The 13,399-nt window shown below is 62.6% G+C and carries 11 protein-coding genes; 6 read left to right on the top strand and 5 right to left on the bottom strand.

Features of this window, described 5'->3' with window-relative positions; genetic code table 11:
* Nucleotides 1–69: 69 nt before the first annotated feature.
* The gene (gyrA, locus tag HB630_RS27780) at nucleotides 70–2,796 is read right to left on the bottom strand and encodes a DNA gyrase subunit A (protein ID WP_213775924.1); all 2,727 of its coding nucleotides are present in this window, start codon (nucleotides 2,794–2,796) and stop codon (nucleotides 70–72) included.
* A gap of 369 nt (nucleotides 2,797–3,165) precedes the next feature.
* Nucleotides 3,166–3,657: a single-stranded DNA-binding protein gene (locus tag HB630_RS27775; protein ID WP_213775923.1), complete on the bottom strand. Its 492-nt coding sequence runs from the start codon at nucleotides 3,655–3,657 to the stop codon at nucleotides 3,166–3,168.
* A gap of 515 nt (nucleotides 3,658–4,172) precedes the next feature.
* Here HB630_RS27775 and HB630_RS27770 point away from each other — a divergent pair.
* The 3 genes from HB630_RS27770 to HB630_RS27760 all read left to right on the top strand — a co-directional run bounded on the left by HB630_RS27770 (nucleotide 4,173) and on the right by HB630_RS27760 (nucleotide 9,265).
* Nucleotides 4,173–4,922 carry an outer membrane beta-barrel protein gene (locus HB630_RS27770; protein ID WP_213775922.1) on the top strand — a complete coding sequence of 250 codons (750 nt, stop codon included), beginning with the start codon at nucleotides 4,173–4,175 and terminating at the stop codon, nucleotides 4,920–4,922.
* Nucleotides 4,923–5,197: 275 nt separating this feature from the next.
* The gene (uvrA, locus tag HB630_RS27765; RefSeq protein WP_213775921.1) at nucleotides 5,198–8,251 is read left to right on the top strand and encodes an excinuclease ABC subunit UvrA; all 3,054 of its coding nucleotides are present in this window, start codon (nucleotides 5,198–5,200) and stop codon (nucleotides 8,249–8,251) included.
* A gap of 372 nt (nucleotides 8,252–8,623) precedes the next feature.
* The gene (locus HB630_RS27760) at nucleotides 8,624–9,265 is read left to right on the top strand and encodes an HAD-IA family hydrolase (RefSeq protein WP_213775920.1); all 642 of its coding nucleotides are present in this window, start codon (nucleotides 8,624–8,626) and stop codon (nucleotides 9,263–9,265) included.
* Nucleotides 9,266–10,076: 811 nt separating this feature from the next.
* On the opposite strand, the gene HB630_RS27755 is transcribed toward HB630_RS27760, so the two are convergent.
* On the bottom strand, nucleotides 10,077–10,847 hold the full coding sequence (locus tag HB630_RS27755; RefSeq protein WP_213775919.1) for an AAA family ATPase: 771 nt from the start codon (nucleotides 10,845–10,847) through the stop codon (nucleotides 10,077–10,079).
* 195 nt (nucleotides 10,848–11,042) lie between these two features.
* Between HB630_RS27755 and HB630_RS27750 the strand changes: the two genes are divergently transcribed.
* The 3 genes from HB630_RS27750 (at nucleotide 11,043) to HB630_RS27740 (ending at nucleotide 12,057) form a co-directional block, all read left to right on the top strand.
* On the top strand, nucleotides 11,043–11,366 hold the full coding sequence (locus HB630_RS27750; protein ID WP_213775918.1) for a hypothetical protein: 324 nt from the start codon (nucleotides 11,043–11,045) through the stop codon (nucleotides 11,364–11,366).
* Between the two features lie 119 nt (nucleotides 11,367–11,485).
* Entirely contained in the window at nucleotides 11,486–11,758 is a 273-nt protein-coding gene (locus HB630_RS27745) for a GNAT family N-acetyltransferase (RefSeq protein WP_213775917.1), read from the top strand.
* On the top strand, nucleotides 11,755–12,057 hold the full coding sequence (locus HB630_RS27740) for a GNAT family N-acetyltransferase (protein WP_213775916.1): 303 nt from the start codon (nucleotides 11,755–11,757) through the stop codon (nucleotides 12,055–12,057). The genes HB630_RS27745 and HB630_RS27740 overlap by 4 nt, the downstream gene beginning before the upstream one ends.
* Nucleotides 12,058–12,162: 105 nt before the next feature.
* Here the strand turns inward: HB630_RS27740 and HB630_RS27735 are convergent, their stop codons facing one another.
* Together HB630_RS27735 and HB630_RS27730 are read right to left on the bottom strand one after the other, a co-directional pair.
* A complete protein-coding gene (locus HB630_RS27735; RefSeq protein WP_213775915.1) occupies nucleotides 12,163–12,984 on the bottom strand; it encodes a fumarylacetoacetate hydrolase family protein in 822 nt (273 codons plus the stop codon).
* Between the two features lie 135 nt (nucleotides 12,985–13,119).
* Nucleotides 13,120–13,399, bottom strand: a 280-nt coding sequence (locus tag HB630_RS27730; protein WP_213775914.1) for a DUF3597 domain-containing protein, incomplete at its 5' end; no start/stop codon positions are given.

Genomic DNA, 13,399 nt, shown 5'->3' with positions numbered 1-13,399 from the left:
CTTCACGCGAACCGGAAGCCACCCCGCTATCCAAGTCCGGGGCACGCTTTGGCTCGAAAACGCTACAGGCTAGCCGCCGTTGCCGTTCTCGCCGTTTTCGCCGTCGTCGCCGATATGCTCGACCGACACCACGTGCTCGTCCTCGGCGGTATCGAACACGATGACCCCCTGGGTCGAACGGCCCGCGATCCGGATGCCTTCGACCGGGCAGCGGATCAACTGGCCCTTGTCGGTCACCAGCATGATCTGGTCAGGGTCCTCGACCGGGAACGACGCTATCAGCTTGCCGTTGCGGTCATTGACGGACATCGCGACGATGCCCTTGCCGCCGCGGCCCGTGGTCCGGTACTCGAACGACGAGGTGCGCTTGCCGTAGCCGTTCTCGCTGATGGTCAGCACGAACTGTTCGGCGGCCGACATCTCGACATAGCGCTGCTCGCCGAGTTCGATGGCGCCGGACGCGTCCTCGCTGTCGGTCCCCGCCTCCTCCTCGACGCCGCCGCGGCGCACCGCGTTGGCGCGGCGCAGATAGGCGGCGCGCTCCTCGGCATCGGCCTCCAGATGGCGCAGAATGGTGAGCGAGATCAGCTTGTCGTTCTCCGGCAACGCGATGCCGCGCACACCCATCGACGTGCGGCCCTGGAACACGCGCACATCCGTCACCGGGAAACGGATGCACTGGCCGCCGGCGGCGGTCAGCAGCACGTCGTCGCGCTCGGTGCAGATCTGCACGTCGACAATGGCTTCGTTCTCGTCGAGCTTCATGGCGATGATGCCGGAACGGCGGACATCGACGAAGTCCGACAGCTTGTTGCGGCGGACATTGCCGCCGGTGGTCGCGAACATCACGTCGAGATTGGCCCAGGACGATTCGTCCTCGGGCAGCGGCATGATGGTGGTGATGCGCTCGCCCTGCTCCAGCGGCAGGATGTTGATCAGCGCCTTGCCGCGGCCGTTGGGCGCCGCCACCGGCAGCCGCCAGACCTTTTCCTTGTAGACCTGGCCGCGCGACGAGAAGAACAGCACCGGCGTATGGGTCGACGCCACGAACAGGCGGCTGACAAAATCCTCGTCGCGGGTCTGCATGCCCGAACGACCCTTGCCGCCGCGCCGTTGCGCTCGGTAGGTCGACAACGGCACCCGCTTGACGTAGCCGGCATGCGAGACGGTGACCACCATGTCCTCGCGCTGGATCAGGTCTTCGTCCTCGACCTCGCCTTCCTGCTCGATGATGACGGTCCGGCGCGGGGTGGCGAACTCCGCCTTCACTTCGGCAAGCTCGGTCTTGACGATCGACTGGACCCGGGCGCGCGAGCGCAGGATCTCCAGATAGTCGGCGATCTCCAGCGCCAGCTTGTCCAGCTCTTCCGAAATCTCCTCGCGTCCAAGCGCGGTGAGCCGTTGCAGCCTGAGATCGAGAATGGCCTTGGCCTGCTCCATCGACAGCCGCGCGGTGCCGTCCGGGTTGAGCCGGTGGCGGGGATCGTCGATCAGCGTGATCATCGCGGAGACATCCTGCGCCGGCCAGTCGCGCGACATCAGGGTCTCGCGCGCGGTGTTCGGATCTGGCGAGGTGCGGATCACCCGGATCATCTCGTCGATATTGGCAACGGCGATCGCGAGGCCAACCAGGATGTGGGCGCGGTCGCGGGCCTTGTTGAGCAGGAACTTGGTGCGGCGCGTCACCACCTGTTCGCGGAAGGCGATGAAGACCGTCAGCAGGTCCTTCAGGGTCATCTGTTGCGGACGGCCCGAATCCAGCGCCAGCATGTTGGCCGGGAAACTGGTTTGCAGCGGCGTGAACCGGTAGAGCTGGTTCAGCACCACATCCGCCATCGCCTCGCGCTTCAGTTCGACCACGACACGAAAACCGTCGCGGTCGGATTCGTCGCGCAGGTCGGCGACGCCCTCGATCCTCTTCTCGCGCACCAGTTCGGCGATGCGCTCGACCATGGTGGCCTTGTTCACCTGGTACGGGATTTCCGTGATGATGATCGCCTCGCGATCCTTGCGGATGGTGTCGATCGAGACCTTGCCGCGCATCATGACCGAGCCGCGGCCGAGATGGTAGGCGGAGCGGATACCCTGGCGGCCGAGGATGATGCCGCCGGTCGGGAAATCGGGTCCCGGCACGAAATTGATCAGATCCTCGATGGTCAGCGCCGGATTGTCGATCAGCGCCACGCAGGCATCGATCACCTCGCCGAGGTTGTGCGGCGGAATGTTGGTGGCCATGCCGACGGCGATGCCGCCGGCGCCATTGACCAGAAGATTCGGGAACTTCGCCGGCAGGACCGACGGCTCTTTCTCGGAATTGTCGTAATTGGCCTGGAAATCGACCGTGTCTTTATCGATGTCCGCGAGCACCGCGAGCGCCGACCGCGTCAGGCGCGCCTCAGTATATCGGTAGGCCGCCGGCGGATCGCCGTCGACCGAACCGAAATTGCCCTGGCCGTCGATCAGCGGTACGCGCATGGAGAAATCCTGCGCCATCCGCACCATCGCGTCGTAAATCGACTGGTCGCCATGCGGATGATACTTACCGATGACGTCGCCGACGACGCGCGCGGACTTGACGTATTTCTTGTCCGGCGTGTGCCCCTGCTCGTACATCGAATACAGAATGCGGCGATGAACCGGCTTCAAGCCGTCGCGCGCATCCGGCAACGCGCGCGCCACGATCACGCTCATGGCGTAATCGAGGTAGGAGCGTTTCATCTCGTCGAGGATGGATACGGGACGAATATCGGAGGGCCCCGTGGGCTCTCCGGGCTTGGTATCTTCTGGTTCAGACAATGAGGGATTCCACTCAGTTCGGGTCAGGAATCATATAGCGCATCGGGGGCTTTCAAACCACCCCCAAGGGGTTCCTGGAAGCGGTTTTTCCCTTCGTTTTTCCAGAGACTTACAGGGGCCGCGATGGTTTTTGAAAGCGGCTTGCGGAAGTGCTTGTGACGGCTTGGTTAGCAAACCCCAAATCCCGCTTCCCAGGCGCGCTTTCGGGAGCAATCCTCGCACCCCCGCGAGAAACCATGAAGGCGGCCCGCGCAAGGTGCGGCGCCGCCGCACCTCGGCTTATTGAAGAGCCTGTAAAGGGCCTGTAACGGCTCCCCGGCCGCGTCGAGGCTGTCAGAGCCTGATCGGTCCGATTGAAGCTGGCCGCGCTCAGAACGGAATGTCGTCGTCCATATCGCTGTTGCGCGCGCCGGCTGACGCCACCGCACGGCGCGGCGGCGCGCTCGAGGGGCTGCTGGACCCGAAATCACCGCCGGGCGCGTCGTCGCCGCCAAAGCTGCCGCCGCCGCTGCGGCCGTCGAGCATGGTGAGGTTCGAATTGAAGCCCTGCAACACCACCTCGGTCGAGTATTTCTCGGCGCCGCTCTGGTCGGTCCATTTGCGGGTCTGCAACTGGCCCTCGATGTAAACCTTGGCGCCCTTCTTCAGATATTGCTCGGCGACCTTGCAGAGCCCTTCATTGAAGATGACGACCCGGTGCCATTCGGTCTTTTCCTTGCGTTCGCCGGTCGCCTTGTCGCGCCAGGTGTCGGACGTCGCCACGCTCAGATTGGCGATCGGCCGCCCGTCCTGGGTGCGGCGGATCTCCGGATCCTTGCCGAGATTGCCAACCAAAATAACCTTATTCACGCTTCCCGCCATCATCACTCTCCACGCTTGAAAATTACCGGACCGCCCCTGCGCTCGCCTGCCGGCCCCTGAGCTCGGTACCCAAGTCTCGCTCGAACTCGCTACCCGAGTCGCGCTGCCGCCGCGGGGCTACCTTGCGGGCCGACCCTATACGCTCGCCGATCCTGCAAGCCGGCGATCCCGAGGTTATCCACATATAGCATCCGCTTCCGAAATGTTCCAGATTTGTTCTTTCTAGTACAACGCGAAAAGTTCCAAAAGGTATCGCCGTGCGGCAACGCAAATGAATCCAGGTTCCGCTGCCGCAAAAACGCCTCAAAAGTTCCATCGGGTTCCAAAATATGCTAAACAAATCATTATGTTCACAGAGATGCATTGATCTGTGAGTGTTGCATTTGGGCGACGGATTTTCCGGCTGAATCGGAGTATTTTGGTTTTTGAAACTGGATGGGCTTAGGGGCGCTGGTGCCCTGATGCAGACCGCTTCAGAAAATCAATATCAAACGAACATAAAGCTGGAGATGGACATGAAAAAGCTTTTGCTGGGTACAGTAGGTCTGGTTGCACTGGGCGTTGCACCTGTGTCGGCGGCCGATCTCGCCGCGCGGCCTTATACCAAGGCGCCCCCGATGGTCGCCCCGGTCTATGACTGGAGCGGCTTCTATATCGGCGGCAACGCCGGCTGGGGCAACAGCCGCAACCGCTGGAACGCGGTCGCACCGGACGGCACGTTCGTCGGCGACGAGGGCCGCAGCAACGCCGATGGCGCCATCGTCGGTGGTCAGATCGGTTATCGCTGGCAGGCCAATCAGTGGGTGTTCGGCATCGAAGCCCAGGGCGATTGGGCCGATCTGAAGGGCTCAAACGTCAGCCCGTTCTCCGGCTTCACCGATCGTTCGAAACTGGACGCATTCGGCCTCTTCACCGGCCAGATCGGCTATGCCTGGAATAACGTCCTGGTCTACGTCAAGGGCGGTGGTGCGGTGGTCGACAACCGCTACGAAGTTCTCGACGTGCCAGGCGGCACGGTGTTCGGCAGCTCGGGCGACAAGACCAATTGGGGCGGCACCGTTGGGGCCGGTCTGGAATACGGCTTCGCGCCGAACTGGTCGGTGGGCGTCGAATACGACCATATTTTCCTGCAGGATAAGACCACCGATTTCACCATTCCCGGCACCGGCATCTTCCTCGGCAGCGACCGCATCCGCCAGGACGTCGACCTGGTCGCGGCTCGCATCAACTACCGCTTCGGCGGTCCGGTGATCGCGAAGTACTGATCGCAGCCCAGGCTGAACATCCGAAAAGGCCGGCCTTGCGCCGGCCTTTTTTATTGCGGCATTGATGCTGGTGTCGTGGCCGGGTGTGTTGCGTTCAAGCTCGGCATTCGACCTGCGTTGCAACCCCGGCCACAACAATCCGTTGATGGATCGCAAGCAGCACTGGAAATTCGCGCCCGTTCTTCCTATGTTCCGACATCAATCACTGGCGTCCGCTTCCGGGTTTTCCGCGATGCGCGCCCGAACATGGCGTTTGCGCGTCTGGAATTGCCCGCATGGATGAAGTGATCAAGGCGAAGCGCCAACACCCCGCCGGCTCCCACACGCGCGCGATCACGATTCGCGGCGCGCGCGAGCACAATCTCAAGAACGTCGACGTCGATATCCCGCGCGACGAGCTCGTGGTGTTCACCGGCCTGTCCGGTTCCGGCAAATCGTCGCTCGCCTTCGACACCATTTATGCCGAAGGCCAGCGCCGCTACGTCGAATCGCTGTCGGCCTATGCGCGCCAGTTCCTGGAGATGATGCAGAAGCCGGACGTCGACCAGATCGACGGCCTGTCGCCGGCGATCTCGATCGAGCAGAAGACCACCTCGAAGAACCCCCGCTCGACGGTCGGTACCGTCACCGAGATCTACGACTACATGCGCCTGCTATGGGCGCGGGTCGGCATCCCCTATTCGCCTGCGACCGGCCTGCCGATCGAGAGCCAGACCGTCTCGCAGATGGTCGATCGCGTGCTGGCGCTGCCCGAGGGCACCCGGCTCTATCTGCTGGCGCCGGTGGTGCGCGGCCGCAAGGGCGAGTACCGCAAGGAACTCGCCGAATATCTCAAGAAGGGATTCCAGCGGGTCAAGATCGACGGCGCCTTCCATGAGCTCGCGGAAGCGCCGGTTCTCGACAAGAAATTCCCGCATGACATCGACGTGGTGGTCGACCGCATCGTGGTGCGGCCCGACATCGGCCAGCGGCTGGCGGAAAGTTTCGAGACCGCGCTGAAGCTCGCCGAAGGGCTCGCGGTGATCGAATATGCCGATGCTTCTTCGTCATCACCGGGCCGCGCTGAAAGCGCGAGACCCGGTGATCCATCTTCTTCAAAAGAGATGGATGGCCGGGTCAAGCCCGGCCATGACGAGAAGAAGAAAATCGCGAAAATCCACGACAGGAGCGGACCGGAACGGATCCTGTTCTCGGAAAAATTCGCCTGCCCGGTGTCCGGCTTCACCATCCCGGAGATCGAGCCGCGGCTGTTCTCGTTCAACAACCCCTACGGCGCCTGCCCGGCCTGCGGCGGCCTCGGCGTCGAACCGCATGTCGACGACGATCTCGTGATCCCCGACAAGGAACTGACGCTGCGCAAGGGCGCCATCGCGCCCTGGGCCAAATCGTCGTCGCCCTATTACCTGCAGACCCTGACGGCGCTCGGCAAATTCTACAAGTTCACGCTCGACACCAAATGGAAGGACCTGCCAAAAAAGACCCAAAACGCGCTACTGCGCGGCTCCGGCGACGACGAGATCAAGTTCTCCTATGAGGACGGCGTGCGCGCCTACGACACCAAGAAGCCGTTCGAGGGCGTCATCACCAATATCGAGCGGCGCTATCGCGAGACCGAGAGCGAATGGGCGCGCGAGGAGCTTGCCAAATATTTCTCGGATGTTCCCTGCGCCGCCTGCAACGGCTACCGGCTGAAACCGGAGGCGCTGTGCGTCAAGATCGGCGGCAAGCATATCGGCGAGATCTCCGAACTGTCGGTCAAGCGTGCCGGCGAATGGTTCGAGAGCGTGCCGGCGGCGCTGAACGCGCAGCAGAACGAGATCGCCATCCGGGTGCTGAAGGAAATCCGCGAGCGGCTGTCGTTCCTGCTCGATGTCGGCCTGAATTACCTGACGCTGGCGCGCGCCTCCGGCACGCTGTCCGGTGGCGAAAGCCAGCGCATCCGCCTCGCCTCGCAGATCGGCTCCGGACTGACCGGCGTGCTCTACGTGCTGGACGAGCCCTCGATCGGCCTGCATCAGCGCGACAATGCGCGGCTATTGGAAACGCTGAAGCGGCTGCGCGACCTCGGTAACACCGTGATCGTGGTCGAGCATGACGAAGACGCGATCCGGCTGGCCGATTACGTGCTCGATATCGGCCCCGGCGCCGGCATGCATGGCGGCCATATCATCGCCCAGGGCACGCCCGCCGAGATCATGCGCAATCCGAAATCGCTGACCGGAAAATACCTCACCGGCGAATTGTCGGTGGACGTCCCGGAGCGGCGGCCGCCGAACCATCGCCGCACCATCAAGGTAGTCAACGCCCGCGGCAACAATCTGAAGAACGTCACCGCCGAGATTCCGCTCGGGCTGTTCACCTGCATCACCGGCGTCTCCGGCGGCGGCAAGTCGACGCTGCTGATCGACACGCTCTACCGCGCCATCGCGCGCAAGCTCAACAACGCCAGCGAGCCCGCCGCGCCCTACGATCGCATCGAGGGGCTGGAGCATATCGACAAGATCATCGACATCGACCAGTCGCCGATCGGCCGCACCCCGCGCTCCAATCCCGCGACCTATACCGGCGCGTTCACGCCGATCCGCGAATGGTTCGCCGGCCTGCCGGAAGCCAAGGCGCGCGGCTACGAGCCCGGCCGGTTCTCGTTCAACGTCAAGGGCGGCCGCTGCGAAGCCTGCCAGGGCGACGGCGTCATCAAGATCGAGATGCATTTTCTGCCCGACGTCTACGTCACCTGCGATGTCTGCAAGGGCAAACGCTACAACCGCGAAACGCTGGAGGTGCTGTTCAAGGGCAAGTCGATCGCCGACGTGCTCGACATGACGGTCGAGGAAGCCGCCGAGTTCTTCAAGGCGGTGCCGCGGGTGCGCGAAACCTTCCAGACGCTGCACCGCGTCGGCCTCGATTACATCCATGTCGGCCAGCAGGCCACCACGCTGTCCGGCGGCGAAGCCCAGCGCGTCAAGCTGGCCAAGGAACTGTCGAAGCGCGCCACCGGCCGCACGCTCTATATCCTGGACGAGCCGACCACCGGCCTGCACTTCCACGACGTCAAGAAACTGCTGGAAGTGCTGCACGAGCTGGTGTCGCAGGGCAACACGGTGGTGGTCATCGAGCACAATCTCGAGGTCATCAAAACCGCGGACTGGGTGATCGACCTCGGTCCCGAAGGCGGCGACGGCGGCGGTGAAATCGTCGCCTGGGGCCCGCCCGAAGACATCGTCAAGGCACCGCGCAGCTACACCGGCCAGTTCTTGGCCCCGGTGCTGGCGAAATCGAACAAGCCGCGCAAGGCGAAGAAGAGCAACGCGAGCGAAGCGGCGGAATAGCCAGGATTGGCGCCCGAGTTCATAGGGCGAAATAGTCTTACTGCGTCATATCCAATTTATGACCTCATCCTGAGGAGCTTGCGGAGCAAGCGTCTCGAAGGATGAGGCCAATAACGGCGTGAGGCCTCATGGTTCTCCAGGCGATGCCAATGGGTCGCGCGAATGCGCGCCCGATGACAAGCTCTGCATCGTCCGGAGACGGCGCCTATGCGCCTCCTCACCATGAGGGTTAATGACACAGAATTCGTAGGGGAAGCGTAGCCCACCATCACTTGCGGCTGAACGACGGCGGATTACGCTGACGCTAATCCACCCTACACGGCTATAGTTCAGGCCGCGTTTTCCTACCAATCGGCTTTGTCACTCCCCTCCATGCCCTACTCCCTCGCCATCTTCGATCTCGACGGCACGCTGGCCGACAGCTTTCCGTGGTTCCTGCGCACCATCAACGATGTCGCCGATCGTTTCGGTTTTCGACGCGTCGCGGAAGGGGATGTCGAGAAGCTGCGCCATGCCTCGACCCGCGAAATCCTTGGCTTTCTCCAGGTGCCATCATGGAAGCTGCCGGCGATCGCCCGGCACATGCGGCGGCTGAAAGCCGAGCCGGCCGCCGATATCGCATTGTTCGACGGCGTCGATGCGATGCTGCGCTCGCTTGCGGATCGCGGCGTGCAATTGGCGCTGGTCAGTTCCGACAGCGAAACCAATGCACGGCGCAAGCTCGGCGATCTCGCCGCACTGTTCTCCTGTTTCGATTGCACCGCCTCGCTGTTCGGCAAGCCCGCCAAATTCCGGCGTGTTGTCAAGCACGCCGGAGTCGACCTGGCGCGGGCGATCGCGATCGGCGACGAAATTCGCGACATCGAAGCGGCCCGCGCCGTCGGCATTGCCTGCGGCGCGGTGTGCTGGGGCTATGCCGCGCCGCAGGCGCTGCGCGCGCATGCGCCCGATCTCATGTTCGAACGGATAGAAGATATCCCGCAGCGCTTGCTGGCCCGACGGGCTGTCAGGTGATTTGGGTGTCCAGCCCTGTCGCGAAAAATATTCCGCTTCTCAGCCCGGTAGAAACAGCTCTATGTCCCGCGTTATCCCGCACCCGCAAGAGGGGCGTATCGCGATCGTCACGGACGTTGGTGCGGGAAGCGGTGGACGCGGCAGCGGCGTGAGACGAACGCCGGTGAACGCGGACGGCGAAGCCGTGTGGTCCTGACGCCCCGACGCTGGCGTCAAGTTGGTGACGATGCTTCGCATTGCACTGATGACGGTGGCAAAAGAGCCCGGTCACCGGGGAGAGCGCGGAATAAGCCGTTAAAACCATTGCGCAGGGAAGGCCGGGTTGTCCCGGTGTACCTGTGGTGACGAACTCGTGTGCTTTTTTACTTTGCACGCGAGGCTGCGGGTGCAACCGGCACCCGGCCTTCCCCGCGCCCTCACTTGAGGGGCTTCAGAGGGAGAAGGATTCTTGCAAAAGCTCGGACGCACTCTGCGCCGCGGGAAGGCGGAGTTGTATTCCCTGTTAGTTCTTTGAAATCTGAATCGGAATGCGCACACCCGTCATTGCGGGGAGCGCGAGCGACGAAGCAATCCATCACGGCTCGTCACTCCGGGATAGTGCGTTAGCACCAGACCCGGAATGACGGATCTCTAAAGCAATGAGCTCTCCAACGTCGTCCCGGACAAGCGAGCATCGCGAGCGCGATCCGAACCCATAACCACAGCGCTTCGTTGCCACGAAGAACGTCTACCCCATCCGGGACCTATCGAAGATTCCGCGGTATGGGTCCCGGCGCAAGACCGGGACGACACGGGTGTGCCCCCTGCCCCCTTACTCCTCGATCGCGGCTTCCACAAAACCCGTGGGATCGTCGAAGAATTCGCGCATCGCCTTGTAATGATCGGTCTGTTCGACGGTCGTGGGCTCCAGCCCGTATTTCGACAGCCGCAGCAGCGTCGCGTTGGGATACGCCATCAGAATCGGCGAATGGGTCGCCATGATGATCTGGCAATGGCCGATATTTTCCATTCGCCGCATCAGCTTCAGGAATTCGATCTGACGCGCCGGCGACAGCGCCGATTCCGGCTCGTCGAAGATGAAGATGCCCTGGCGTTGGCAACGCTCGTTGAAGAAGCGCAGAAAACCTTCACCATGCGAATGCGAGAGGAAGTCCGGCGGTGGTCCACTCAATGGCTCCTTAGCGGCCTCGTCGAGATATCTGGCGACAGAGAAGAAACTCTCGGCGCGAAAGAACCAGCCCTTGGTTATCTTCGGCAGCCAGCTCGCGCGCAGCGCCGCCGACAACTTCCCGCCCATCGCCTCGATCGCTTTCGAATGGTCGACCGGCATATAGCCCTTGCCGCCACCGGCCTCGTCATAGCCGGCCAGCACCGCAATTCCTTCCAGCAAGGTGGATTTACCGGTGCCGTTTTCGCCGGCGATGATGGTGATGGATCGCTCGAAGCGCAGCTCGAAATCATCCGCCAGGAACGGAAGACAAAACGGATAGGCCTTGCGGTCGGTGATGCGCGACGGGTCCAGCCAAAGCCGCTTGAGATACGGCGCCGGCAGGTTGATCGGGCGATGACGTCGCGAACTCATGGGCACGGCCCCAAATCATCAAATACGGCACAGCGGGATCTAATAAATTCTAGCGTTGCACGATATTTGGAACATAACAAGAACATTATTAATCGGACCGGGCCCCCTGCCGGATCAAAACAGCGGCCTGGCGATTAGGCTTATCACCGCGGCCACGTGGTGGTTCCGGATCAAGTCTGCGGACCGTCGAGCCGAATGCCGAGCGCTACCTATAACCTCTTCCGTGACGCCATCCTCGGCGAGCAGCAGGTGGTCTGCACCTATCGGCGCCACCGCCGGGAATTGTGCCCGCACATCATCGGCACCAACAAAAGCGGCGAAGAGGTCGTGCTGGCCTGGCAGTTCGCGGGCGAAAGCTCAGGCCCGCTGCCGCAATGGCGCTGCCTGCGGCTCGCCCATGTGAGGCACGCGCAAATGTGCCAGGGCCGATGGCACGAGGGCGGATCGCACCGCACGGCGCAAACCTGCGTCAGCGACATCGATCTCGACATCAACGTTCACGTTCGCAAGTTACGGTGACGTCGCGACCGCGGCCGCGGCGCCGCTATGATTTCCTCCGCGATGGCAGTAAATGAAACATCGGCACAGCCGCCGGAAGTTCGGACCCGATCCACGCCACACCGACAGAAACGAATGCAATGAGCGACATCATCAACAACGCGGCCCAACAACGCTACGAGTTGGCGGTCGAGGGCCATATCGCCGCGACCTATTATCAAATTGCAGATGGCGTCATCACCTTCGTCCATACCGAGGTGCCGCCCGAACTCGGCGGCAAGGGCATCGGCTCGAAACTGATCAAGGGCGCGCTCGATCAGGTGCGGAACGCCGGGCTGAAGGTGATCGCGCAATGTCCGTTCGTGAAAGCATATATCGACAGGCATCCCGATTATCAGGATCTGCTCGCATGAGCGCGGACATCACCGGCGTTCACGACAACAAAGCCGTTCGTGACAACAAAGCCCTGCACCGGTTCGAGCTCGAGGTCGAAGGCACATTGGCGTTCGCCAATTATCGCCTGGTGCCGGGCGCCGTCATCATCACCCACACCGAAACCCCGCCGGCGCTGCGCGGCCGCGGCATCGCCTCAACGCTGGTGCAGGGGGCGCTGGAAATCGTCCGCGCCGACGGATTGAAGGTGATCGCCGGTTGCAGCTTCGTGGTGGATTATCTGCGCCGGCATCCGGAATTTTCAGATCTGGCGGGATGACGCGATTTCAACCCGTCATTCCGGGGCGCGCGTCAGCGTGAACCCGGAATCTCATCGGGCCGCGCCTTGTGCGGCCCGATAGGATCATCTGGAGATGGAAACCGCTCACACGATCCGGATCGACATGTCCGGCAGGGTCTCGAGCTTGCAGAGCAGCACGTCGCCCTTCACCACCGGTCCGACGTTTTCGGGCGTGCCGGAATAGATGATGTCGCCAGCCTTGAGCTCGAAAGCCTCGGACAGTTTGGAGATCTGCTCGGCGACGCTCCAGATCATCTTGCTGAGATCGGATTCCTGCCGCACCTTGCCGTTGATCGCCAGCGAGATCGCCCCCTTGGTGAGATGGCCCACTTTGGAAACCGGATGGATCGGGCCAAGCACCGCGGCATGGTCGAAACTCTTGCCGATCTCCCACGGCTTCTTTTGCGCCGACATCTCGTTCTGCAGGTCGCGCCGTGTCATGTCGAGCCCGAGCGCATAGCCATAGACATGATCGAGCGCATGCTCCGGCGCGATATCGGTGCCGCCGGATTTCAGCGCCGCCACCAGTTCGACCTCGTGGTGATAGTTCTTGGTCAGCGATGGATAGGGATGATCGGCAACCACGCCGACCGGAACGTTCTGGATCGCGTCGGTCGGCTTCTGGAAGAAGAATGGCGGCTCGCGGGTCGGATCGGAGCCGCGCTCGATCGCATGCGCCGCGTAGTTGCGGCCGATGCAATAGATGCGGCGCACCGGAAACACGTCCCTTTCGCCGACGATCGGGATCGTGGTCATCGCCACCGAAAAAACCGGCTTCGGGGCGGCCTTGGCCTCGGCGGCGCCGGTTTGCGCCGCGGCGCCTGCCAGCGCCAGCGCGCCGGTTGCGATAACGGTCCTGCGATCGATTGTGGTCACGGCTTTCTCCTGGATGATCCGGTTACGCATTCGACCGGATGTCTAGCCTTCCCCACCCTGCCCGGCAAGACAACGATCGGCGGGAGCCGAAGCCGGCAAAACAAAAGCCCGCGATCATTCGCGGGCCTCTGTCAGATCGCTGCACAGGGCTTAATGCTTTGGGCCTCAGTGCTTGATGTCCGGCGGCAACTTGCCGCCATTGGCGGCCAGCTTCGCCATCACCTGCTTGTGCAGCCAGATATTCATGGTCGCGGAATCGCCGGTGTCGCCGGTGTAGCCAAGCTCCTTCGCGAGCTCCTTGCGCGCCGTGAGGCTGGAATCGATGTCCAGCGCCTTCATCAGATCGACGATCGAGGTCCGCCATTCCAGCTTCTCACCCTTCTTGGCGGCGGCGGCCTTGTCCACGATGGCCGCGACGTCGACGCTGTGGGCAGGCGCGGACGGC

The organism is Bradyrhizobium sp. dw_78, from assembly GCF_018449525.1.
Classification (GTDB): domain Bacteria; phylum Pseudomonadota; class Alphaproteobacteria; order Rhizobiales; family Xanthobacteraceae; genus Bradyrhizobium.
This window is presented reverse-complemented; position numbering and strand designations above follow the sequence as displayed.